This window comes from Faecalibacterium sp. Marseille-Q3530 (assembly GCF_017377625.1).
In the GTDB taxonomy this organism is placed as follows: domain Bacteria; phylum Bacillota; class Clostridia; order Oscillospirales; family Ruminococcaceae; genus Faecalibacterium; species Faecalibacterium prausnitzii_E.
In genome coordinates, this window is sequence record NZ_JAFREH010000001.1 from 1 (window position 1) to 21,765 (window position 21,765).

General features: G+C 61.1%; 25 protein-coding genes and 1 tRNA gene. 7 read left to right on the plus strand and 19 right to left on the minus strand.

Features of this window, described 5'->3' with window-relative positions; genetic code table 11:
* From J3350_RS13890 to J3350_RS00015, 3 genes are all read left to right on the plus strand, one after another.
* Window positions 1–402: hypothetical protein (locus J3350_RS13890; RefSeq protein WP_242700059.1), on the plus strand; the 402-nt coding region annotated here is incomplete at its 5' end.
* Window positions 403–575: 173 nt separating this feature from the next.
* Window positions 576–1,031 (plus strand): MarR family winged helix-turn-helix transcriptional regulator, encoded by a 456-nt coding sequence (locus J3350_RS00010; RefSeq protein ID WP_097782787.1) that lies wholly within the window; start codon window positions 576–578, stop codon window positions 1,029–1,031.
* Window positions 1,018–2,364: an MATE family efflux transporter gene (locus J3350_RS00015; RefSeq protein ID WP_097782786.1), complete on the plus strand. Its 1,347-nt coding sequence runs from the start codon at window positions 1,018–1,020 to the stop codon at window positions 2,362–2,364. The genes J3350_RS00010 and J3350_RS00015 overlap by 14 nt, the downstream gene beginning before the upstream one ends.
* 178 nt (window positions 2,365–2,542) lie before the next feature.
* Here the strand turns inward: J3350_RS00015 and J3350_RS00020 are convergent, their stop codons facing one another.
* Together J3350_RS00020 and J3350_RS00025 are read right to left on the minus strand one after the other, a co-directional pair.
* Window positions 2,543–2,794, minus strand: a complete 252-nt coding sequence (locus J3350_RS00020; protein WP_097782243.1) for a DUF6061 family protein — start codon at window positions 2,792–2,794, stop codon at window positions 2,543–2,545.
* Window positions 2,795–2,971: 177 nt separating this feature from the next.
* Window positions 2,972–3,055, minus strand: a tRNA-Leu gene (locus J3350_RS00025).
* 174 nt (window positions 3,056–3,229) lie between these two features.
* Here J3350_RS00025 and J3350_RS00030 point away from each other — a divergent pair.
* Window positions 3,230–4,069, plus strand: coding sequence for a polysaccharide deacetylase family protein (locus J3350_RS00030; protein WP_370569239.1), 840 nt, complete (start codon window positions 3,230–3,232; stop codon window positions 4,067–4,069).
* Here the strand turns inward: J3350_RS00030 and J3350_RS00035 are convergent.
* From J3350_RS00035 to J3350_RS00065, 7 genes are all read right to left on the minus strand, one after another.
* Window positions 4,029–4,799 carry a MerR family transcriptional regulator gene (locus J3350_RS00035; protein ID WP_207685282.1) on the minus strand — a complete coding sequence of 257 codons (771 nt, stop codon included), beginning with the start codon at window positions 4,797–4,799 and terminating at the stop codon, window positions 4,029–4,031. The two genes, J3350_RS00030 and J3350_RS00035, sit on opposite strands and share 41 nt — an antisense overlap.
* Window positions 4,800–4,924: 125 nt before the next feature.
* Entirely contained in the window at window positions 4,925–6,325 is a 1,401-nt protein-coding gene (locus J3350_RS00040) for an aminopeptidase (protein WP_097792153.1), read from the minus strand.
* A gap of 69 nt (window positions 6,326–6,394) precedes the next feature.
* Window positions 6,395–6,946, minus strand: a complete 552-nt coding sequence (locus J3350_RS00045; protein ID WP_242700060.1) for a lytic transglycosylase domain-containing protein — start codon at window positions 6,944–6,946, stop codon at window positions 6,395–6,397.
* Window positions 6,947–6,960: 14 nt separating this feature from the next.
* Window positions 6,961–7,590: a dephospho-CoA kinase gene (gene coaE, locus J3350_RS00050; RefSeq protein ID WP_207685283.1), complete on the minus strand. Its 630-nt coding sequence runs from the start codon at window positions 7,588–7,590 to the stop codon at window positions 6,961–6,963.
* On the minus strand, window positions 7,587–8,612 hold the full coding sequence (locus J3350_RS00055) for an L-threonylcarbamoyladenylate synthase (protein ID WP_242700061.1): 1,026 nt from the start codon (window positions 8,610–8,612) through the stop codon (window positions 7,587–7,589). Before J3350_RS00055 ends, coaE begins: the two co-directional genes overlap by 4 nt.
* Window positions 8,613–8,670: 58 nt before the next feature.
* Complete coding sequence (gene prfA, locus J3350_RS00060; RefSeq protein ID WP_207685285.1) at window positions 8,671–9,765, minus strand: peptide chain release factor 1; 1,095 nt, start codon at window positions 9,763–9,765, stop codon at window positions 8,671–8,673.
* A 45-nt stretch (window positions 9,766–9,810) separates the two neighbouring features.
* Window positions 9,811–10,002, minus strand: a complete 192-nt coding sequence (locus J3350_RS00065; RefSeq protein ID WP_097792148.1) for a DUF951 domain-containing protein — start codon at window positions 10,000–10,002, stop codon at window positions 9,811–9,813.
* Between the two features lie 199 nt (window positions 10,003–10,201).
* Between J3350_RS00065 and J3350_RS00070 the strand changes: the two genes are divergently transcribed.
* Together J3350_RS00070 and J3350_RS00075 are read left to right on the plus strand one after the other, a co-directional pair.
* Complete coding sequence (locus J3350_RS00070) at window positions 10,202–11,137, plus strand: S1 RNA-binding domain-containing protein (protein ID WP_207685286.1); 936 nt, start codon at window positions 10,202–10,204, stop codon at window positions 11,135–11,137.
* Window positions 11,138–11,204: 67 nt separating this feature from the next.
* Window positions 11,205–11,756, plus strand: coding sequence for a DUF4364 family protein (locus tag J3350_RS00075; protein WP_207685287.1), 552 nt, complete (start codon window positions 11,205–11,207; stop codon window positions 11,754–11,756).
* A 73-nt stretch (window positions 11,757–11,829) separates the two neighbouring features.
* On the opposite strand, the gene yqeB is transcribed toward J3350_RS00075, so the two are convergent.
* Genes yqeB through J3350_RS00125 form a run of 10 tightly spaced genes read right to left on the minus strand, consistent with a single transcriptional unit; the run spans window position 11,830 to window position 20,973 of the window.
* Window positions 11,830–12,645 (minus strand): selenium-dependent molybdenum cofactor biosynthesis protein YqeB, encoded by an 816-nt coding sequence (yqeB, locus tag J3350_RS00080; RefSeq protein WP_207685288.1) that lies wholly within the window; start codon window positions 12,643–12,645, stop codon window positions 11,830–11,832.
* 3 nt (window positions 12,646–12,648) lie between these two features.
* Window positions 12,649–13,680, minus strand: coding sequence for an XdhC/CoxI family protein (locus J3350_RS00085; RefSeq protein ID WP_207685289.1), 1,032 nt, complete (start codon window positions 13,678–13,680; stop codon window positions 12,649–12,651).
* A gap of 22 nt (window positions 13,681–13,702) precedes the next feature.
* Window positions 13,703–13,933: a DUF3343 domain-containing protein gene (locus tag J3350_RS00090; RefSeq protein WP_207685290.1), complete on the minus strand. Its 231-nt coding sequence runs from the start codon at window positions 13,931–13,933 to the stop codon at window positions 13,703–13,705.
* A 1-nt stretch (window position 13,934) separates the two neighbouring features.
* Window positions 13,935–15,071 carry an aminotransferase class V-fold PLP-dependent enzyme gene (locus tag J3350_RS00095; RefSeq protein ID WP_207685291.1) on the minus strand — a complete coding sequence of 379 codons (1,137 nt, stop codon included), beginning with the start codon at window positions 15,069–15,071 and terminating at the stop codon, window positions 13,935–13,937.
* On the minus strand, window positions 15,068–15,670 hold the full coding sequence (gene yedF / locus J3350_RS00100) for a sulfurtransferase-like selenium metabolism protein YedF (RefSeq protein WP_207685628.1): 603 nt from the start codon (window positions 15,668–15,670) through the stop codon (window positions 15,068–15,070). Before yedF ends, J3350_RS00095 begins: the two co-directional genes overlap by 4 nt.
* Window positions 15,671–15,685: 15 nt before the next feature.
* The gene (gene selD / locus J3350_RS00105) at window positions 15,686–16,717 is read right to left on the minus strand and encodes a selenide, water dikinase SelD (protein ID WP_207685292.1); all 1,032 of its coding nucleotides are present in this window, start codon (window positions 16,715–16,717) and stop codon (window positions 15,686–15,688) included.
* Entirely contained in the window at window positions 16,714–17,421 is a 708-nt protein-coding gene (gene yqeC, locus J3350_RS00110; protein ID WP_207685293.1) for a selenium cofactor biosynthesis protein YqeC, read from the minus strand. Before yqeC ends, selD begins: the two co-directional genes overlap by 4 nt.
* Window positions 17,422–19,710 carry a xanthine dehydrogenase family protein molybdopterin-binding subunit gene (locus J3350_RS00115; RefSeq protein WP_207685294.1) on the minus strand — a complete coding sequence of 763 codons (2,289 nt, stop codon included), beginning with the start codon at window positions 19,708–19,710 and terminating at the stop codon, window positions 17,422–17,424.
* Window positions 19,707–20,177, minus strand: coding sequence for a (2Fe-2S)-binding protein (locus J3350_RS00120; protein ID WP_097792138.1), 471 nt, complete (start codon window positions 20,175–20,177; stop codon window positions 19,707–19,709). Before J3350_RS00120 ends, J3350_RS00115 begins: the two co-directional genes overlap by 4 nt.
* Window positions 20,178–20,193: 16 nt before the next feature.
* The gene (locus J3350_RS00125) at window positions 20,194–20,973 is read right to left on the minus strand and encodes a xanthine dehydrogenase family protein subunit M (RefSeq protein ID WP_097792137.1); all 780 of its coding nucleotides are present in this window, start codon (window positions 20,971–20,973) and stop codon (window positions 20,194–20,196) included.
* A gap of 144 nt (window positions 20,974–21,117) precedes the next feature.
* Between J3350_RS00125 and J3350_RS00130 the strand changes: the two genes are divergently transcribed.
* Entirely contained in the window at window positions 21,118–21,759 is a 642-nt protein-coding gene (locus J3350_RS00130; RefSeq protein ID WP_242700062.1) for an NTP transferase domain-containing protein, read from the plus strand.
* The last annotated feature ends 6 nt before the right edge of the window (window positions 21,760–21,765 follow it).

Consider the following 21,765-nt stretch of genomic DNA (forward strand, 5'->3'; position numbering starts at 1 on the left):
GATCAAAGGAGCGTGCGTTTGAACAAAAAGAAAAAGTCCACAAACATTTCCCCTTACCCCGATGATGTCATCGACCGTCTGGCACGGGCGTTCTACCCGGCCATCCTTGCCTGCTGGAACAGCGAGGTAGGACAGCGGGAGTTTGCTGCATGGCAGGCGGAGCAGGCTCATCATGCCCCCAGCAAAGAAAAGCAGAGCGTTCCCGACGGGGAACGCCCTGTTGTACATATCGCTGTTATCTGTGGCTTTAATCGCAAGTTTTACAAGCAGAGCAATTCTCAACGACCTGTTTGCGATATGCAATTCACGGTTGTTGCCAACGAATCAAATCGTGAATTACGCTGGCAGGGTGCGTCCTATTCAGGGACGCACCCTGTTTTTGTTTTGTATTTGATCTTCTAATCCATGGTTCAGACTGTATTCGCTCAAACACCCTCTAGAATGGTATGCCGGAAGCAGATGCCTCAAAGCTGCCGACATCTCCGATTTTTCAAAAAGACTTGACATTCCCGGGTAGTTCTATATAATTATCAATGTTAATTACCTTCGATAATCGTTTGGAGAGGAATTTCATTATGACCATCGAACTGATCAAGCAGCTGCTGGATGCCTGCTATCTGGCAAAGCGGGCACGGGAGATGCTGCCTGCCCTGCCGGAGGGTGTGACATCCTCCTATATCCAGTGTCTGGATGTTATTCAGAAATTGCAGACCCGTGGCATCTGGCCGAAGATCTCTGATCTCAGCGATACACTGAACCTGCCCCGCCCCGGTGTGACCCGTACCGTAAAAGAGATGGAGCACAAAGGGTATCTGAGAAAACAGGTATCCGCTGAAGATGGCCGCGTGACCTATCTGTTTCTCACCGAGAGCGGGCAAGCGCTTTCCCAGAAGTACAATACGGACTACTTCTCGCAACTGCTCCCGTATCTGGACAGCATTTCCGAGGAGGATGCAGCGTGCACCATCCAAACGCTGGAAAAATTCTATGCTATTATGCGCGAAAGGAAAGATTCTCTTGAAAAACGATAAGACCGATTTTACCCAAGGCCGCATTTTGCCAAAGCTCGCTTTTTTCATGCTGCCCATTCTGGGTGCGCTGGTGCTGCAGGCCGCTTACGGCGCAGTAGACCTTCTGGTAGTGGGGCGCTTTGGCTCCACTTCAGGCTTGTCTGCGGTTTCTACTGGTAGCCAGGTACTCAATCTCGTCACCTTTGTTGTCACCCAGCTTGCCATGGGCGTCACAGTGCTCATTGCCCGCTATCTGGGCGAAAAACGACCGCAGTACATCGGGCAAGTCATTGGCGGGGCAGCTATTGTGTTCACCCTTCTGGCAGCTGCACTGTTCGTGGTGCTGGTGTTTTTTGCACGGTTTATTGCCAGTCTGATGCAGGCTCCTGCCGAAGCCCTAGACCTGACCGCCAGCTATGTGCGCATTTGCGGCAGCGGCATCTTCTTTATTGTAGCCTATAATATGCTCTCGGCTCTTTTCCGCGGTCTGGGCGACAGCCGCTCTCCGCTGATCTTTGTGCTGGTGGCGTGCATTGTGAATATTATTGGCGATCTGGTGCTGGTGGCTGGTTTTCATCTGGATGCTGCCGGTGCCGCCATTGCTACGGTAGCAGCACAAGCTGTCAGCGTAATCTGTGCAATCGCAATGCTGCTGAAGAAGGAGCTGCCCTTCAAAATCCATCGCTCTGATTTCAAGCTGAACCCCCAGTGCAAAAAATTTCTGGGCATCGGTCTGCCGCTGGCTTTGCAGGAGTTTTTGACCCAGCTTTCCTTTCTGGCGCTCTGCGCCTTCGTCAACCGGTTGGGGCTGGAGGCATCTTCCGGCTACGGTGTGGCGTGCAAGATCGTTAATTTTGCCATGCTGATCCCCAGTTCTCTGATGCAGTCCATGGCGTCCTTTGTGTCGCAGAACGTGGGTGCCGGCAACAAAAAACGCGCCGAGCAGTCCATGTTCACCGGCATTGGCATCGGTCTGGTGTTCGGCTGCGTCGTATTTGCATTGGTGTGGTGCAAGGGTGACGTTCTCTCCAGCCTTTTTACGGCAGATGCCTCTGTCATTGCCAACGGCTACGCCTACCTCAAGGGCTTTGCGCCCGAGACCATCGCCACCGCCATCCTGTTCAGCATGGTGGGTTACTTCAACGGTAACGACAAAACGCTCTGGGTCATGGTACAGGGGCTGGTGCAGACTTTGCTGGTGCGCCTTCCCATGGCATATATTATGAGCATCCAGCCTAATGCCAGCCTGACTATGATCGGTCTGTCCGCACCCACCTCCACCGTAGTGGGCATTCTGCTCAATATAGGCTTTTTCCTCTGGCTTAAACGATACGAAAATCAAACGTCTGCATAAGTTTTGAAGGCTGGAGGCCTGCCGATGGTTGTTACCACCTATAAACATGATACGGTCGTGCTTGAAATTTCAAATTCAATCATGAGTCGATAATAACAAACAAGCCCACAGGATAGACCGCATAAAAATACGGCAGACCTGTGGGCTTGTTCCTTATATCGAGTTAATCTCTAAACGATCAATCCTCTAATCCATGGCTTTCAGCTACATTCCTCAAATATTTCTCCGGGTCTCCGTTCAGAATCAAATCGGCATAGCCAAGCGGGTCATTGTAGATAAGATAATCCAGTTCTGACCTCTGCGCCATGGTCACATCCAACGCATCCTCGACCCCGGTACAGTCAATGGAGATCATTCTCCCATCCCGGAGCAGTAGTTCCACGCAGCCGGTATCCATGTTGAACTTGCAGGCTCTTTCATCGTACTTCATGTTTGTGTCCTTTCTGCCTTACGGCACCTTTACAGTTGTGACCTTTGTGACACGGTCTTTTTTCTGATAAGGTTTCGGACACACAGCCGTCAGGGAAGAGCCATTGTTCTCTTTTCCGAAGAATACAAAAAATCCGAACCCTTCTCCTATCGAGAAAAGGTTCGGATTTTCATTGTTTGGTGCGAAGGAGGGGACTCGAACCCCCAAGGATAAACCACACGCACCTCAAACGTGCGCGTCTGCCAGTTCCGCCACCTTCGCATACTGTTTTGGTGCAATCTCCGATTCCTGAGGTTTGAAACCGTGGTGCGGACTGCTCAAGTATAGTACCATAATCTCCTGGAAAAGTCAAGCGTTTTTCATAGAATTTTTCGGCTCTCATATCTTGTACGGAGACGCTTTTTCATAAATTCACAGCATGAGGAGGTTTTTGGTGTGAAGGTGCAGAAAAAGTTTTTATTACAGGGCGCGATCCTTCTATTTCTGGGGCTGGGCTTAGGTTTTTGGCTTGGGAGTTTCTATGCTTCTGCGCCGGTCATCGGGTGCCGGGAAAATGACCTGACGCCCATCCCGGACGAAGGTTTCGTCTCCCCTGCCGCAAGCGAAGTGCCGGCCGGATCGGTGCCGGAAACGCCGCCCGCACCACCGGACAAATGGGTCTGTCTGACCTTCGACGACGGCCCCAGCAAGACGACGCCGGACGTTCTGGCCGCGCTGAACGCTGCCGGAGTCCGGGCCACCTTTTTTGTGGTGGCGACCGGGTACAACGAGAAGTATCTGCCGCTTCTCGCTGAGGCAGAAGCCGCCGGGCACCAGATCGCATTCCACTCTGCCTCGCACGAGTACAGCGACATCTACCGGAGCCCGGATGCCTACTGGCAGGACCTTGCCCTGCTGAAGGAGCGCATCGCGCCCTATGTCCACACGGAGGGCATCCACTATCTGCGCTTTCCGGGCGGGAGCACCAACACCGTCAGCCGACGCTACGGCGGCAAAGGCATCATGAGCGAGTTGAAAGCGCAGGCCGCTGAAAAAGGCTTCACCTCTGTGGACTGGAACGTCTGCGCCGAGGATGCTGTGGGCGGCAAACCCAGCGCATCCACCATCTACCGCAATGTGGTGCGGGAGACCGGCGAACAGACCCAGTGCATCGTTCTGATGCACGATTCCGCCACCACCCACACCACCGCCGAAGCCCTGCCGGACATCATCCAGTGGTATCGGGATCAGGGGTTCACATTCTGCCGCGTAGAGCAAGTGCTGCCAACACCATAGCGGCCACCACCGCAGGGAGCAGCCGCCAAAGCCATCGAAGCAGGCGCTCCCGTCTGGGCGGCAGCCCCGTTTGAAGCGATTCCGGGAAGACCGCTTCGCAGCAGATAGAATCGCAATAGCGGCCCTGCCCCCGCCACGCTTTGTATCGGATGCCGTTCCACTCAAACTCTGGATACATCCCGCCTTTTGTGATGCACAGAGGGCTTCCCTGCGCTTCGGCATAGCGCTGCAGCGCTTCCGCAAAGTCCTCCGGGGTGTTGATGGACTGCTCCGATACGATGTAAAAACGCTTTTTCTGTTCGTTTTCTGCCACCGTACGGTAGTCCTTGAGCCAGCCGGTGAAGAATCCGTCCGGCTCTTGCGGGTCCTGCATCCGTTTCAGGCAGTCGTCCACATCCAGCTGCTCCATCCGGGGTGCCTGCCGGGTCAGTTCTGCACAAAAGCGGATCGCACCCGCCAGCCGGGCGGCCTGTTGTTCCAGCACTGCCTGCTGCGCCTGGATTGCTTCGGCCAGCGGCTGTTCCCCACGGAGAACGCTTTGAATGGTGGGCAGCGGCAGATCCAGCATCCGAAGCATCCGGATCAGCTTCAGGGTCCGGACGTCTTCGGCGGTGTAATCCCGGTAGGCATTGCTCCGGTTGCGGGCAGGCGTCAGCAGCCCTTCTTTTTCGTAAAAGCGGATGTTGGGGCTGGAGACCCCGCTCTGTTCCGAAGCCTGTTTGATGTTCATTTGCTTCACCTCCGCCCTTACACTACACCATAAAGTCGGTAGAAGGTCAAGTATTTTCCCAAAAATAGCGCAAAAATGCCCCGGCGGGCACAAGACCTGCCGGGGCACTGGTTTTTCAATGGCGCTTACTGTGCGTTGTTGAAGAGGCTGAAGGCGCGATATGCCATGTACAGGTCACTCTTGTGGATGACCTCGAAGGGAGAGTGCATGGACAGCACCGGCACGCCGATGTCCAGCACGGGGATGCCGCGATTGGCCACATACTTGGCAATGGTGCCGCCGCCGCCCAGATCCAGACGGCCCAGCTCGCCGATCTGCCATGCCACGTTGCCCTTGTCGAGCATCCGGGTGACATCGCTGACCAGCTCTGCGCAGGCATCGCTTGCGGAGCCCTTGCTGCCACCGCCGGTGTACTTGAAGATCGCCACGCCACGGCCTGCATAGGTGCCGTTCATCGGCTCGAAGGCGCTGGCCCAGGACGGGTCGTAGGCAGCGGTGACGTCTGCGGACAGGCAGACGCTGTTGCGGAAGGCCAGGATGTCGTCCTGACCGGCAGTGCGGCACAGCTCCTGCATGAAGTGGAAGGCATACATGCTCTGCATACCGGTCACACCATCAGAACCGATCTCTTCCTTATCGGTGAGGACACAGACGGTGGTGTAGGCCGGGGCCTTGGTCTCGATCTCAGCCATCAGTGCGGGGTAAGCGTCCACACGGTCATCGTGGCCGTAGCCGCCCACCATGGAGCGGTCAAAACCGACGTCACGGCACTTGTAAGCCGGGGTGATCTCGATCTCGGCCCGCATGAACTCCTTCTCGGTGATGCCGTACTTCTCGTGGAGGAGGATCATGGTGTTCAGCTTGACGGCTTCCTTGACGTCCTCATCCTCCACAGCATCGGAACCGATGAGGATGTTCAGCTCCTCAGCCTTGATGCCGTCCTTCAGGGTGCGGGTGTTCTGCTCGGCGCTCAGATGGGGCAGCAGGTCGGTGATGCAGAAGACGGGGTCGCCCTCGTCCTCGCCGACGCGGACGGTAACGGTGGTGCCGTCGTCGCGGGTGAAGACGCCGTGGATGGACAGCGGCATGGTGCCCCACTGATACTTGCGGATGCCGCCGTAGTAATGGGTCTTGAAGTAGCTCAGGTGGTCAGACTCATACAGTGGGGTCGGGCGCAGGTCCAGACGGGGGCTGTCGGTATGCGCGATGACCAGACGGAAGCCGTCCTCAAAGCTGCGGGTGCCGATGGTGGAAGCCACGACGGCCTTCTTGAACTGGACAAAGTAGACCTTATCGCCGGGCTGGTAGGTCTTTTTGGGGTCGAACTCCACGTAGCCGGCATCCTTGAGCATCTGCTCGCTCTCGGCGGCGACTTCGCGCTCGGTCTTGCCGTTGTCGAGGAACTTCTTGTAGCCCTCGGCAAAAGCATGTGCCTTCTGCTTGACGTCTGCATCCTTGTCGGCGACGTAAGCAGGCTTATAGAGCAGCTTTTCGGCCAGCTGCTGGGTCGGAGTTTTTTCTGCCATAGAATTTCTCCTGCCTTTCTGTTTCCATATTCCTAAATATTTCAAACCGGGAGACCCGGTTCAAGCGGATCAAGTGCCATACAGATTCTGATACACTGCATAGCAGGCGGTGATCTTTTCCACATAGTGGTGCATCTGGTTGTAGGGAAAGCCCTGCAGCGTGATGCCGTCGGCGGAGTGTTCTTCCTTTTGCAGCAGCGCATCCACCGTGCCCCAGCCGCTGTGGTAGGCCGCAGCCGCTGTGGCGACATCGCCGCCGTAGCGCTCCATGCAGAGATGGAGGTAGTAGCAGCCGAACCGCAGGCTGACAGCGGGGTCATACAGATCCCCGAAGGTGACGTTTTCCCCTTCCGCGATCTTGCTGCGCAGCCAGAGGAAGGTCTCCTCGGTCATCTGCATCAGGCCGCGGGCCTCGACGCTGGATGTAGCATCCGGGTCAAAGCCGCTCTCCGTCCGGACAAAGGAGTAGACCAACAGCGGATCGAGGTCGTACTCGGCGGCATACTGCTCCACAAGGGCGGAATACTTGCAGGGATAGAGCGTTTTTTCCACCCGCGTCCGCACCGGCGGCAGGCAGAGGATGCCCAGCGTCACCAGAAACACCAGAACGAGGCCGTTCAAAAATCTCTTCGCATTCAAACCGAGGGTCGCGCACCACCTTTCGTGCCGCCTTCCGCCAGCAGCTGCTCGCAAAGCGCGTTCGCAGCTGCTTCCAGTGCGGCAAGGTCTGCGTCGTTGCGCAGGACGTAATCGGCGCGGGCCAGCAGGGCTTCTTCGGGCGTCTGGGCGTTCAGGCGGCGCGCTGCCATTTCGGGCGCGATGCCGTCCCGCTTTGCGATGCGGGCCACACTCGTTTCAAATGGAGCCGTTACCACAGCCAGACGGTCGCACTCGGCTTCGGCCTCCGTCCCGACGATGACCGCACCATCCAGCACAAAGAGCGAAGCCCCCGCCTCTTCGGCGGCGTGTTTTGCCAGCCGGATGAGGCGGACGATCTCCGGGTGGGTGATGGCATCCAGCGCCGCTTTGCCATCCGGCGATGCGAACGCACGGTCTGCCAGCAGGCGGCGGTCCAGCGAGCCGTCCGCCCGGAGGATGTCTGCCCCGAACCGCCGGGCCAGCACCGGCAGCAGCGGCGAAGACGGCAGCAGCATCTCCCGCGAGATCTGGTCTGCGTCGGCCAGCGGGACCCCATGGGCCGAAAACACCGCGGTCACGGTGGATTTTCCGCAGCCGCTGCGGCCCGTGATGCCAAGCGTGATCATAGCGCGATCACCCGGAAAGCCGCCGCCCGGATGAGGCGGTTGTACACCGCCATGGACAGGCCGTCTTTCTGCGGGCAGCGGGCATAGACGACGCCGTCGCCCTGCTCATCCAGTGCGCGGAGGCTGCGGAAGATGTGCTTTGCCTGGTCGGCACCATCGCCCTCGCGGCCATACTCCACACAGGGCACACCGAGTTTTTCGGCCTCGCCCGTGAAGCAGAGGCAGCTGGGATTCTGGTCCATGTGGGCCTCCACGTAAGCCTTGAACTGCTCGAAGGTGCCGTCCAGCAGGGTGACATCCGCCTTGGGGGCGTAGTGCTTATACTTCATGCCGGGGCTGCGGACGACCGCGCCCTCCGGGAGCTTTTCGAGGATGGCCTTGGAGACTTCGACCTCTTCGCCGAGGGCGCGTTCCAGGTCTTCCAATGTAATGTGGCCGGGGCGGAAGAGGGTGGGCTTATCGCCCACGACCGACACGACCGTGGACTCCACGCCCCAGTCGCACTCGCCGCCGTCCAAGATCAGAGGCAGACGGCCGTTCATATCGGTGAAGACGTCCTGTGCGTTGGTGGGGCTGGGTTTGCCGGACAGGTTGGCCGAAGGGGCCGCAAAGGCGCAGCCGCTGGCCTCGATGACCGCACGGGCCACGGGGTGGCTGGGCATCCGGATGCCGACGGTGTCCAGACCGGCGCAGCACTCCGCCGCCACCTCCGGGCCGCGCGGCATGATGATGGTCAGCGGGCCGGGGCAGAACGCCGCTATGAGCAGCTGTGCCCGCTCCGGCACCTCACTGACGAGGCCGGGCAGCATCTCCGGGCCGGTGATGTGGACGATCAGGGGGTTATCCTGCGGGCGGCCCTTGGCCACAAAGATCTTTGCCACAGCCTCCCCATTGCGGGCATCGGCTGCGATGCCGTAGACCGTCTCCGTGGGCAGGGCCACCAGTTCGCCGCGCTGCAGCAGCGCAGCCGCTTTTGCAATGCCCTCGCCCTTGGCGGGTAGTATCTCAGTTTTCATTTCCATACGAATCATCGTTCTTTCTATCTGTAAAGTATATGTTCTTTACACCATTTCAGGCGCATTATTTGTCGCTTTGTGTGTTGAGCTGGCGGAGCTTTTCGGCCTGCTCATGGGTCGCCAGCGCATCAATGATCTCGTCCAGATTGCCGTCTAAAATCTTATCCAGATTGTGCACGGTCAGGCCGATGCGGTGGTCGGTGCAGCGGTCCTGCGGGAAGTTGTAGGTGCGAATCTTCTCGCTGCGGTCTCCGGTGCCCACCTGGCCCTGACGATCGGCATTGATGGCATCCTGCTGTTCCTTCTGCTTCTGGGCCAACAGGCGGCTGCGGAGGATCTCCAGCGCCTTATCCTTGTTCTGGAACTGGCTGCGCTCGTTCTGGCATTCGACCACCATGCCGGTGGGCAGGTGCGTCACCCGGATGGCGCTGGACGTCTTGTTGATGTGCTGACCGCCCGCGCCGGAGGAGCGGAAGGTGTCGATGCGGAGGTCTTTCGGGTCCAGCGCAAAGTCCACCTCTTCCGCCTGCGGCATCACGGCCACCGTGGCCGTGGAGGTATGGATGCGGCCCTGCGTCTCCGTTTCCGGCACCCGCTGCACCCGGTGGACGCCGCTCTCATACTTGAGGCGGTTGTATGCCCCTGCACCGTTCACCGCGAAGATGGCTTCCTTCACGCCGCCAAGCTCCGTCTCGTTGAGGTTGAGCACTTCCAGCTCCCACCCACGGCTCTGCACATACATCGTGTACATCCGCATCAGGCTGTGGGCAAACAGGGCAGCTTCCTCGCCACCTGCCCCGCCGCGGATCTCCACGATGACGCTTTTGCCATCGTTCACATCCTTGGGCAGGAGCAAAATTTTGAGAGAATTTTCCAGTTCTTCCACATCCTGACTTTTTTCGCTGATCTCCTGTTGTACCATTTCCTTAAAGTCCGGGTCGAGGGTCTCCCCTTCGAGCAGGGCTTTTGCCTGAGCAAGATGATCCTGCGCCGTTGTCAGGGCCTGATAGGCCTGCACCACTGGCTCGGCCTCATGGTATTCCTGCATCAGGCGGCGAAACAGTGCCGGGTCCGCCGCTGTTTCGGGCTGGTTCAGGCGGACCGAAAGCTCCTCGAACCGGTGGCAGACCGCATCCATCTGAGAAAACAGTTTTGACATACTTGTGCAGTTCTCCTTATCGTTCTCATGGGATGTGGCGGTTCGTCACTCGGCGGCACCGGGCTTCTGGACCTTTTTGATGTTTTTTTCGATCTTTGCGCGGGGCAGCATGACCTCGCGGCCGCAGCCCGTGCAGCGGATCTTGAAATCCATGCCCACCCGCAGCACCTCGAAGCTGGACGCTCCGCAGGGGTGCTTCTTGCGGGTGAGGATGGTATCTCCAACTGCGATATCCATGAACAGCTCTCCCTCCTGCCTGTGCCCTCCGGCACAGGCCCGTATCGCGGCCCGCACCGATTTCGCATCGGCCGCCGCATACAGATATAGTATAATCCAAACTCGTATAAAATGCAATTGTCAGCGCATATGGTTTTACTGCCGCCGGGCAAAACGGCGGGCGCGCAAGACAAAAACAGCACAGAAAGAGGAATGAAGAATGATGCAGACTTATCGTACCGAAGGAAATTACCGCAGTGCAGACCGGCTTTCGGCTGCGGAGCTGCGGGCGGCCATGGCCAGCCGTGAAATTTTGCAGAGCACTGCACTGGCGTTCGACACGGCCCGCCAGCTGCGGTTCGAACTGGGCGGGGTGCGGGCCGTGATGCCCTTTGAGCAGTGTGCCGACGGAGCCGAGACGGGCAGTGTGCGGGACATTGCCGTGCTCACGCGGGTGGGGCGGCCCACCTGTTTTGTCATCGAAGAGCTGGACACCGATGAGGCCGGCCAGCCCTGCTACCGGCTCTCCCGCGCCGAGGCGCAGCGGATGTGCAAGGCAGACTACCTCGACACCCTCCGCCCCGGCGACATCCTGCCCTGCACCGTGACCCACATCGAACCGTTCGGAGCTTTCTGCGACGTAGGATGCGGCATCAGCGCCCTGCTCCCCATCGACTGCATGTCGGTCAGCCGCATCTCCTCCCCCGCCGACCGGGTCAGCGTGGGGCAACAGATCCTGTGCGTCATCAAGAGTCGGGATGTGCAGGGGCGATTTGTCCTGACCATCCGGGAGCTGCTGGGCACCTGGGCCGAGAACGCCGCCGGTTTTACCGTGGGCGAAACGGTGGTGGGCATCGTGCGCAGCGTGGAAGAATACGGAACCTTCATCGAGATCGCACCGAATCTGGCCGGGCTGGCCGAGAGCTGCCAGGATCTTCACCCCGGCCAGGCTGTGAGTGTTTACATCAAGAACATCCTGCCGGAGAAAATGAAGATCAAACTCGTCATCGTGAACCACAGCCTCGGCCAGAGCCACCGGTTCGAGCTGCATTATTTCATCACCGAAGGCCACCTGGACCACTGGCTCTACTCCACGCCCGACAGCCCTAAGCGGATCGAGACCGATTTTTCGGTTGCGGCTTGCAATCCGGCGTAAAACCCTTTATACTATAAAGAGAAGATGATTTTCCGCAATCTGAAACTTGAGGGGGATGTGCAGAACAATGGCCGCTAACGATGCTTTTACCGCCGGTGTCCGCCCCGGCGGGCTGACCGACAGCACCGAGATCCGGTTGCTGCTGTGTTATCTCGTGAAGAATGCCGGGCCGATCACCCGCACGGAGATTGAAAACGCCCTGATGGAGGAAGCGCTGGTCAATTATTTTGAGATCGGCTCCTGCCTGGATGACATCACCCAGCAAAAGCTGGTCACGCTGACCGATGGGCGCTACACCATCACCGAAAAAGGGCGCAAGGTCGCGCAGGAGCTGGCCTATGACCTGCCCCGCAGTGTGCGGGAGCGCGCCGTAGCCGCCGTGCTGCGCAGCCAGACCTGGGCCCGCAAGGAGGCACAGTATGCGGCCCGCATCACCGAAAAGCCGGATGGGCACTGCACCATCCGCTGCACCATCAAAGCGCTGGATCAGGAGCTGTTCTGCCTGAACATCGGCACCCCCGACCGGCTCAGCGCTGACCTCGTAAAAAAGCAGTTCATCCTCAAGGGCAACGAGATCTACCAGATGCTCATCACCAAGCTCACCGAAGAGACGAACTGACCCCTGCAAGCAAAAATCGCCGCTGTTCCGGGAAGACCGGAAGGCGGCGGTTTTTCTTTTGCTCGTTTTTTCGTTATTTCCAAAGCTCAGCAGCCACCAACTCCAGTACACTGCCCGCGATGCAGCGGGCCTTGTCGGAGATGAGGAAGCAGTTTTCCAGCTCCTCGCGGCGAGGGTCTACATCGGCCACCTTGAAGCCCTTCGGCACCGGGTAGCCATCCCGCAGAAGGCCCCGCAGGATGCCGGAGATCTGCGTCGTGACGGGGACGGTCTCCCCTTCCGGCGTTTCGAGCAGGGCGATGGTCTCGCCAGCCTCCACAAAATCTGCAATGGCGCGGCGATTCCGGAACACACCAGCAGCGGGCGAATGGATGACCCGCTCGGCCCCATAACCGCCAATGACGCCCGGCACACCGGAGTTCGGCGCAGCAGAGCCTACCCGGATGATGCGGCCCAGTTTGTGGCCGCGCTTGGTCTCCACCACCACGTCCACATCCTGCCCGGCCACAAAGCCGGGGCCGAGGGCAATGGTCAGCGGAGCCATATCCCGCGTGGTTCCGAGATTTTTCTTGGCAATGATGGCATCCACCAGCACGGCAGGCTTTGCCGCAGCCAGGCAGCTGCCCTTCGGGTCCACCAAAACCGGGACGGCGTTCTGTGCCCAGACGGCATCTGCCTCAGCCAGCGAAGCCACCCGCACGGCCCGCAGACCCTCCACAGTGGTCTCGCCCTCATAGACCGCCTCGCACAGGGACACCTGACGGCGGATGGCGGCGGGGTGCTCCGCTTCCAGCACCAGCACCCGCAGCCCGGCAGACCAGAGCCGGTGGATGGTGCCGGTGGCAAGGTCTCCACCGCCCCGCACCACGATCCGTTTTTCCTGTTTCATCGTTCATTCCTCCGGTTTGATCCGCTGTAAAAAGACCTGCATGGAGCCGCCGCAGGCCGCAATGGCCGCATCATCGCCTGTGCCATCGGTAGTGAGATTGGCCAATTGGGCGGGCGCTGCCGCCCCGGTCAGCATCTTCACGGCCAGCTGCTGGATGCGGTATTCCATGATGCCGCCGCCCACGCTGCCCACGGCCCTGCCCTCCGGCAGGACCAGCATTTTGGAGCCGACTTCCCGCGGCGTGGAGCCGTGGCGGGACACGATGGTCGCCAGCACTGCAGGCGTTTGCAGCGCCCGGAATGCCTCCAGAATGGCGGGCGGGAAGCCCTCGGTCAGCGAGCGGGTGCTCTTGACCTGCACGATCTGTGCGAGGATGGAAAGCGCGATCTCCTCCGCCGTTTTGGCCCCGATGGCCAGACCGATGGGCGCATGGAGCTGTTCCACCCGCGCCGGGTCCAGCCCGGCTTCGGTCAGCTGACGGCGCACCAGCGCCGCGCGGCCCCGGCTGCCCATCATGCCGACATAGGCGGCGGGCTTTTGCAGAATGGCCGTCAGACACTGGACATCACAGCTGTGGGCGCGGGTAACGACCACAAAATAGCACTCTGCCCCACCGGAAACTGCTGCAAGACCCTCTTCAAAGGGCAGGCAGAGCACCGGGTCGGCCCCGGCCTGCCGCAGCTGCCCGGCAAATTCCGGGCGGTCCTCTAAGGCGCAGACAGGCAGACCCAGCAGCTTTGCCAGCCGCACCACCGATGCCCCCACATGACCGCCGCCGCAGACCACCAGACGCGGGGCCGCACCGAACCGCTCGGAAAAAACACGAAGCGCCCCAAATGTCTGCACTCCGCTGGCAGTCACCTGCTGCAGCGCAGGCAGCTGTGCTTCCAGACACGCCGCCGGATGTTCCGGCCAGACGGGCACACCGCCGCACAACAGCAGCTGCGCCCCTTGCGCCGCGCCCTCCAGCACCGTAGCCAATAGGTAATCGCCCGCCTCACGGTTCAAAGCATCACAAAAAGTTCGGGGTTCCATGCAAGGGTCTCCTTTTTTCAAATCATTGTTCCACCTGCGCAACGGCATCGTAGGCGGCAGGGTCAAAGCGCTCCCGCCAGCACTGCCAGTCCTCCGGCAGCATCCGCCACGCCAGACCGCACCCGGCGGAAAGCTCCCGCGGCAGCGGAATGAGCCGGCCGGGGATGTGCTCGGCAAGGCAGCGCTTTTCCCACGCCATGGCATCCACCGTGGCGCGGAACGAAAGCACGATATACGGTCGTTTTGCTCGCATTTTATTCCTCCAATGCCATCGCACGGATCGCCTTTACGGCGCACCGCACCTCGGCTTCGGTGTTCTGGTGCGAAAAGCTGAACCGCACCACGCCCTGCTCCACGGTGCCCAGCGCCCGGTGCATCTGCGGGGCACAGTGAGCACCGGCCCGCACACAGATACCGTATTCCTCCCAGAGCACATCCGCCACACGGGCGGAGTCCTCTCCGGCAAGGTTCAGCGAGACGATCGGCGCACGGGGGGCTGCAAGCGTTCCGTACAGAACGACACCGGGGACCTCCCGGACGCCCTCCCAGAACGACCGGGTCAGCGCCATTTCTCTGGCGTGCAGCGCCTCGACCCCCTGTTCCAGCAGCCAGCGCACCCCGGCCCCCAGCCCGGCAAGGCCGGGGACATTCAGCGTACCGGCTTCCAGCGCCGTGGGCATCTCTGCAGGGTGGGCTTCGTCAAAGCTGTGCACCCCGCTGCCGCCCACAATGAGCGGCGCGACCCGCAGCCCCGGCCGGACATACAGCCCGCCGGTGCCCTGCGGGCCCATCAGCCCCTTGTGCCCGGTGAAGCAGAGCACGTCGATGCCGAGGGCCTGCACGTCGATGGGCAGGCTCCCCGCCGTCTGGGCAGCGTCCACGATCAACAGAAGGCCGTGCTTTTTTGCCACCTGCGCCACAAAGGGCAGGTCGGTGGCATGGCCGGTCACATTCGACGCCCCGGTGACAACGATCGCTCTGGTGTTGGGCCGGACCAGCTGCTCGAACTGCTCATACCGCAGAACGGCGCGGTCATCCACCCCCACAAAGCTGAGCTGTACCCCCTGTTCCCGCAGGCGGTAGAGGGGCCGCAGCACCGAGTTGTGCTCACAGACCGTTGCAATGACATGGTCGCCGGGCGAAAGCAGCCCGCCGATGGCGGTGTTGAGCGCCTGGGTGGCGTTGGCCGCAAAGGCGATGCAGGCCGGGTCCTCCGCATGGAAGAGCTCTGCCAGCGCCGTGCGCGTGTCGTAAACGATGCGGGCCGCGTGAAGGGTCGGTTCATGCGCCCCGCGTCCGGGGTTGCCCGCCGTTTGCAAAGCCGCGAGCATCGCCTGCCCCACCACCGGCGGCTTTTGCAGTGTGGTGGCGGCATGATCGAGGTAGATCACGGCTTGACCACGTTCCCGGCATTCAGCATTTTTTCCGCAATGACGTACATATTCGTCACGGTGCCGATGCGCAGTTTCTCGGTCAGACCGTAGAAATTCAGGCAGGTGCCGCAGGTCAGGATCTCCACACCCTCAGCTTCCAGCACCTTGAGGTCTTCCAGCATCGGGGAGCCTTCGCAGGTCAGGTGCGCGCCGCCGTTGTAAAACAAAATGGTCCTGGGCAGCTTCTCCTGCTGGGTCAGCGAGAAGACGAATGCCTTGAGCAGGGTCTTGCCCAGCTCCTCGGCCCCCTCGCCCATCGTATCCGCTGCGATGGCCACCACGGTATCGGTGCGGGCATCGGGTGTGCAGACGGCAGGCTCTTCGGCCGCAGCGGAGGCATCGCCCACCGTGAACCGGACACGGTACTCCCGCTCTGCCAGCTTCTCCGCGCTGGAGCCATAGCCCTTCTGCTGCGCCATCTTGGTCAGGTTCTGGACGGCGATCTCATTGTCCACCAAAACCTCCACCTCGCCTGCACCGTTCAGCGCAGCGATGGCCTTTTTTGCCTTGACAACGGGAAGCGGGCAGGCATCCCCGCGTGCATCTACGTTCAACATCATCGTTCTATCCTCTCAATACTTCACTGTGATCTCCGTGGGCTGTGCATCCCGGATCTCGCCCACGATGGCGGCAGGCAGGCCCGCCGCACGCAGCTCCTGCGCCAGCGCCTCCGCCTTCTGCGGGGCCGCCGCCAGCAGCAGCCCGCCGGACGTCTGCGGGTCGAACAGGATCTCTTCCATCGGGAAAGGCACGTTCTCAAACCGGACGAACGGGCCGGTATGGTTGCGGTTGCGCTGCCCGGCAGCGGTGTACAGGCAGGCGTCCGCCGCCTCCCATGCGCCGGGCAACACCGGCACAGCTCTGGCATCCACGACGCAGGAGAGCCGCCCGCCCATCATCTCGTGCAGGTGGCCGAGGAAGCTGAAGCCCGTCACATCCGTTGCGGCGTGGACCTCATACTTCCGCGCGATCTCTGCCGCCGTTTTGTTCAGCGTCGTCATGGAGCGGATGGCGGCTTCCATCTGTTCCGGCGCGGCTTCGCCCACACGGTTGGCCGTGCAGATGAGCCCGACGCCCAGCGCCTTGGTCAGGATGAGCCGATCGCCGGGGCGACCGGTGTCGTTGGCGGTCAGGCGGTGCGGGTCCACAAGGCCCGTCACCGAGAGGCCGTATTTGACGCCGGCGTCCGCGATGGAGTGCCCGCCCGCGAGAATGCCCCCCGCTTCGGCCACCTTTTCGGCACCGCCGCGCAGGATCTCGCCCAGGACGTTCAGGTCCATGCTCTCCGGGAAGCAGACCAGATTCAGGGCCGTCTTCACCTCGCCGCCCATCGCATAGACATCGCTGAGGGCGTTGGCTGCGGCGATCTGCCCAAAGGTATAGGGATCATCGACCATGGGCGGGAAAAAATCCACCGTCTGCACCAACGCAAGGTCATCGGTGATGCGGTAGACCGCCGCGTCGTCCTTGCTGTCATAGCCGACCAGCAGGTTTGGGTCCTGCTCGCCGCGCGGCAGCTTTTCCAGAATGCGGCTCAGTACCCCCGCGCCGAGTTTGGCGGTGCAGCCGCCGCCTGTACAAAACACGATCTTTTCTTCGCTCATTCGGCTCGTTCTCCTTTTGCAAAATGCGTCAGAACGCTTTGCACATGATATCGTTCCCACAGGATGGTCCGGGTCGTCTCGCCCAGCGCCCGCCGGGCGGGGTCGTCCGCCTGGTTGAGCACTGCATAAAACGCCCGTTCTCCCACCAGCTTCCGCCCACCGGCTTCGCTGGCCAGCAGTGCGGCCAGAAGCTCCGGCGTCAGGGGGGCGTCCGGTGCGGTATGCAGCAGTGCGCAGGCTTCGTCCAGCCGGAAGCAGACCTCCCGCAAAGGGCGGCCCAGAGCTGAAAGCCCGGCCACGGCCAGCACGGTGTCGCATTCCGGCAGCAGCACTGGTTCCCGCGACGCCGGGGCCTTGCAGGGCATCCGTTTCGCGCCGTCGGCTTCCAGAAAAACGGTGTCGGCCTGCCGCATCCAGCGGTGCAGCACGTCCGGCGGCGGGGCGGTCAGCTTGCCGCAGCCGTCCGGTGTGCCCAGGACAGCATATTCCCCCGCAGCCCAGAGGGCGCTGCATTCGGCTTCTGTATGGGCCATGTTGTGGTCCGGCTGCCGGATGTGGGTCGTGGTCGCGGCCAGCACCCGCCAGCCCTTGCGGGCGCAGTGGGCCGACAGCTGATAGAGCAGCGTCGTTTTTCCGCCGCCGCCCACCAGCGAGACGACATGGCCCTTTTCAGCCAGAAATGGGAACGGTGCTTCGGGCAGCATTCAGCGGGTTTCCTCCACGGCCATAGCGATCTGTTCCGGGGTAATGGGCAGCTCATAGAAGCGGGTGCCGATGGCGTTGTACACTGCATCCGCAATGGCGGGCAGCGGCGTGTTGATGACCACCTCACCGATGGACTTGGCACCAAACGGGCCGTTGGGCTCGTAGCTGCTCTCAAACTCCACCCGGATGCGGCCAATGTCCACACGGGCGGGGATCTTATACTGCATGAACGAGTTTTCCATCGGCCAGCCTCTGCTGTCGTAGGTGATGTTCTCGGTCAGCGCCATGCCGATGCCCTGCAGCAGGCCGCCTTCGGCCTGCACACGGGTCAGATTGGGGTTGATGGGGGTGCCGCAGTCCACGCAGGCGGCATAATCCACGACCTTGACTTCGCCGGTCTCTTTGTCCAGCTCGATCTCGGCAGCACCCACCATGTACGGCGGAGGCGACAAGGGCGACGTGTGGGTCTCGGTGACTTCCAGCGGCACCATGTGGCCGAACTGGGAGGCGAATGCCACCTCGCTCAGGGAGACCTTTTTCGTCGGGTCGGCGTCCACAGAGAGGGTCTTGCCGTTAAAGACCACTTCGCTCTCCTCGCAGTGGAGCAGCTCCGCGCCCAGCTTGCAGATCTGCGCCCGCAGCTTCAGCGCACACTTTTCGACGGCCTTGCCGGTGACGTAGGTAGTGCTGGACGCATAGGAGCCGGAGTCGTAGGGCGAGACGTCGGTGTCGGCACCGAAGACCATGATGTCGTCCAGCTCGCAGTCCAGCACTTCGGCGGCGATCTGCGCCAGAGTGGTGTCGCAGCCGGTGCCCATATCCGCCGCACCGATGATCAGCGAATAGAAGCCGTCATCGTTGACCTTGAGGGTCGCGCTGCCGACGTCCATGCCCGAAATGCCGGACCCCTGCATCGCCATGCCCATGCCGACGGCGCGGACCTTGCCGTTGCCGAGGTCGCGGGCGGGATACTTGTTGTCCCAGTCGATCATGTCGTGGACCTTTTTGAGGCAGCGGTCCAGCGCACAGCTGGTGTTCACTGCGCCGTAGTAGGCGGGCATGACATCGCCTTCCCGGACGATGTTCATCTCGCGGATCTTGAACGGGTCCATGTGGAGTTTTGCCGCCAGCTCGTTGACGGCAGACTCCACGGCAAACAGGCCCTGCGTTGCGCCGTAGCCGCGGTAGGCACCGGCGGACATGTGGTTGGTGTACACCACATCGCTGACGAAACGGAAGGCCTCGGCCTTGCCGTACAGCGGGATGGATTTATGGCCCGACAGGCCCACCGTCGTGGGGCCGTGCTCGCCGTAAGCGCCTGTGTTCGAGAGGGTGTACAGGTCGATGCCGCGCACGAGGCCCTCTTTGGTGGCACCGAGGCGAACGTGCATCTCCATCTCATGGCGGGGCGAGGAAGCGGTCTGGCTCTCCTCCCGGGTGAAGATGAGCTTGCTGGGCTTTTTTGTCTTCCAGGTAACGAAGGCCGGGGAGATGGCCGAAACCGCCGTCTGTTTGGCACCAAAACCGCCGCCGATGCGGGGCTTGATGACGCGGGTCATGGATTTGGGGATGTGGAGCGCGTTGGCCACGTTGCGGCGGGTGTGGAAGACGATCTGGGTCGAGCTGAGGATGTTCAGACGGCCGTAGAGGTCCATATAGCAGCAGGTGCGGAAAGTCTCCATCATCGCCTGCTGGCAGGCCTTGGTGTGATACACATGGTCGATGACCACGTCGCAGTCGGCCAGCACGGCGTCGATGTCGCCGCTGCCACACTCATCGTGGGCGCAGAGATTGCGCTTGTTGTCCGCACCCACGGGGCACAGGCTTTCCCAGTTGTCCTCCGGATGGACGAGGATGGGGTTGTCCTTGGCGGTGTGGAAATCCAGCACCGGCTCCAGCACCTCATACTCCACCTTGATGAGCTTCATCGCCTTCTCGACGCATTTGTCATCTGCACCGGCCACGATGGCCACGACATCGCCCACAAAGCGGACGTGCCGGTCGATGACCAGACGGTCGTAGGGGCTGGCCTCCGGGTAGGTCTGGCCGGCCTGGGTGTAGCGGCGGGCGTTCTGGTCCACATCCTCCCAGGTAAAGATGGCCTCGATGCCGGGCACCTTTTTGGCCACCGTGGTGTTGATGGTCTTGACGATGGCGTTGGGGTGGGGCGAGCGCAGCAGCTTGACGATGAGGCAGTCGGCAGGAGCGAGATCGTCCATGTACACCGGCTTACCGGTCACGAGCTGCATCGCGTCCTTTTTCCGGAACGGTTTGTTGACGTTTTTCATTCGGCAGCCTCCTTCGATCGTTTCCATGCGAGAAATGCCTGAATGCCCCGCAGCTGGCCCTCGTAACCGGAACAGCGGCAGAGGTTGCCCGCAAGGTATTCTTTGATCTCGTCCTCGGTGGGGTACTCCTTCTCGCGGAAGAGGGCCAAGGCGTTCATGATGAAGCCGGGGTTACAGAAGCCGCACTGCTCCGCTCCCTGATCCGCGATGAACGCGCCGAACTCTGCGGCTTCGTCCTGCAGACCCTCCAGCGTGGTGACACGGTGGCCGTCGGCACGGGCTGCCAGCACCGAGCAGGACAGCACCGGCTTGTCGTCCAGAAAGACGGTGCACAGGCCGCAGTTGGCAGTCTCGCAGCCGCGCTTGACGCTGTAGCAGCCGTGGCTGCGGACAAAGTCGATGAGCAGAGTATCCGGGGCGGCCTCGGCGGAAACTCTGGTTCCGTTCAGAATGATGGTGATTTGCATCGTGGTCTCCTTTCCGTTACCCTTCCAGCTGGCGGACCGCACGCTTGACCAGAACTCCGGCCAGATGGTTGCGGTATTCGGCGCTGCCGCGCAGATTGCTCTCGGTCTTGATCGCTGCCCGCACTTCTGCGGCAAAGCGGTCTGCCAGCAGCTCCGGCGTCTCGGCTGCGTTGGGCGTCAGGTCAAACCGCACTGCCTTGCCCGGCCGGGCACCGATGGCGAAGCGATAGCCCTCGGCCGTTTTGGCGGCGGCGCAGGTCAGCACCGGGAAATCGGTCTGGCTGTTCCGCACCGACTGGTAGCAGAACGCAGCCGGTTCCTTCGGCACGATCACCCGCACGAGGAGATCCCGGTCGTAGGGGCGGGTGGCGTACTCGGCCAGCGGCACGATGCCGCCCTTGTACAGCTCTACCGAGGCGTTCAGTGCCAGGAACAGGGTCAGCACATCCGAGAACCCGAAGCGGCTGTAAATGCTGCCGCCCACGGTGGCAAGGTTGCGCAGCTGCACACCCACGATATGCCGCACGGACTCCCGCACTGCTCCGTTCGTGTATGCGGCCAGCCCGGCGTCCAGCTCCAGCTGCCGCAGGGTGACCATGGCCCCGATGGAGAACTGCTCCTCCGTCTCCTCGATGGTATCCAGCCCCAGACCGGACAGATCAATGGCAGTGCCGACGTTGATCTTTTCCATCTTGAGCCAGATCATGCCGCCGATGACCCGATTGTTCTTTTTCTGGTTGAGCTGCCAAGCTTCTTCAAGACTTTCCGCTCGTTTGTATTCCCGGATCGTCATCATACGCAGTACCTCTCTTTTTTGCTGTTTGCTTTTATTTTAACACATTTTTCGCTATAATACCACTAGAATTATCGGTTCCATCCGCCCTGCGCTGCCGCCGTGCTCCCAGGGGAGAAGCGGAACCGTCAACGCGGAGGGATCCACATGTCTGAAACTTCTCATCCGATCGGGTGTGTCATCATGGCGTCCGGGCTGGCCCGGCGGTTTGGCTCCAACAAGCTGCTGGCCGATTTCGGCGGGCGGCCGCTGCTCTGCCGGGCACCGGACGCCACCGATACCCCGCAGCTGGCCTGCCGCATCGTCGTGACGCGGTCGGCAGAGGTGGAAACGCTCTGCCAAACGCTGGGGGTGGCCTGCCTGCGCCACGCACTGCCGGGCCGGAACGACACCGTCCGGCTGGGGCTGGAAGCACTGCTCACTCTTCAGCCCGGCCTTGCGGGCTGCATCTTCCTGCCCGGCGACCAGCCCCTGCTGCGGCGGGAGACGGTCGAGGCGCTGGTGTGCGCCTTTGTGGCCGACACCCGGACACAAAAAGAAACAGAGCGGGCAATCTTCCGGCTGGCGTTCCAGGCCGAAAACGACCCGGAACTGCTTGTCGGAAGCCCCGTTCTGTTTGGATGCGGTTATTTTTCCGCCCTGCGCACCCTGCCCGAAGGCAAAGGCGGCAGTGTGCTGCTCCGGCGTTACCCGGAGCGGGTCTGCAATGTATTCACCGCAGACCGTGCAGAGCTTCTGGACGCAGACACACCGGAGGCCCTGCGGGAACTAAAACAGTTTTTGATCTGAAGAGGA

Bases quoted from the DNA above. Each gene is read 5' to 3' on its own strand.
- J3350_RS00010 (WP_097782787.1), top strand. From the start codon at position 576: ATGACCATCGAACTGATCAAGCAGCTGCTGGATGCCTGCTATCTGGCA.
- J3350_RS00020 (WP_097782243.1), bottom strand. From the start codon at position 2,794: ATGAAGTACGATGAAAGAGCCTGCAAGTTCAACATGGATACCGGCTGC.
- J3350_RS00035 (WP_207685282.1), bottom strand. From the start codon at position 4,799: ATGAACATCAAACAGGCTTCGGAACAGAGCGGGGTCTCCAGCCCCAAC.
- J3350_RS00040 (WP_097792153.1), bottom strand. From the start codon at position 6,325: ATGGCAGAAAAAACTCCGACCCAGCAGCTGGCCGAAAAGCTGCTCTAT.
- coaE (WP_207685283.1), bottom strand. From the start codon at position 7,590: ATGATCACGCTTGGCATCACGGGCCGCAGCGGCTGCGGAAAATCCACC.
- J3350_RS00055 (WP_242700061.1), bottom strand. From the start codon at position 8,612: ATGGAAATGAAAACTGAGATACTACCCGCCAAGGGCGAGGGCATTGCA.
- prfA (WP_207685285.1), bottom strand. From the start codon at position 9,765: ATGTCAAAACTGTTTTCTCAGATGGATGCGGTCTGCCACCGGTTCGAG.
- J3350_RS00065 (WP_097792148.1), bottom strand. From the start codon at position 10,002: ATGGATATCGCAGTTGGAGATACCATCCTCACCCGCAAGAAGCACCCC.
- J3350_RS00070 (WP_207685286.1), top strand. From the start codon at position 10,202: ATGATGCAGACTTATCGTACCGAAGGAAATTACCGCAGTGCAGACCGG.
- J3350_RS00075 (WP_207685287.1), top strand. From the start codon at position 11,205: ATGGCCGCTAACGATGCTTTTACCGCCGGTGTCCGCCCCGGCGGGCTG.
- yqeB (WP_207685288.1), bottom strand. From the start codon at position 12,645: ATGAAACAGGAAAAACGGATCGTGGTGCGGGGCGGTGGAGACCTTGCC.
- J3350_RS00085 (WP_207685289.1), bottom strand. From the start codon at position 13,680: ATGGAACCCCGAACTTTTTGTGATGCTTTGAACCGTGAGGCGGGCGAT.
- J3350_RS00090 (WP_207685290.1), bottom strand. From the start codon at position 13,933: ATGCGAGCAAAACGACCGTATATCGTGCTTTCGTTCCGCGCCACGGTG.
- yedF (WP_207685628.1), bottom strand. From the start codon at position 15,670: ATGTTGAACGTAGATGCACGCGGGGATGCCTGCCCGCTTCCCGTTGTC.
- selD (WP_207685292.1), bottom strand. From the start codon at position 16,717: ATGAGCGAAGAAAAGATCGTGTTTTGTACAGGCGGCGGCTGCACCGCC.
- yqeC (WP_207685293.1), bottom strand. From the start codon at position 17,421: ATGCTGCCCGAAGCACCGTTCCCATTTCTGGCTGAAAAGGGCCATGTC.
- J3350_RS00115 (WP_207685294.1), bottom strand. From the start codon at position 19,710: ATGAAAAACGTCAACAAACCGTTCCGGAAAAAGGACGCGATGCAGCTC.
- J3350_RS00120 (WP_097792138.1), bottom strand. From the start codon at position 20,177: ATGCAAATCACCATCATTCTGAACGGAACCAGAGTTTCCGCCGAGGCC.
- J3350_RS00125 (WP_097792137.1), bottom strand. From the start codon at position 20,973: ATGATGACGATCCGGGAATACAAACGAGCGGAAAGTCTTGAAGAAGCT.
- J3350_RS00130 (WP_242700062.1), top strand. From the start codon at position 21,118: ATGTCTGAAACTTCTCATCCGATCGGGTGTGTCATCATGGCGTCCGGG.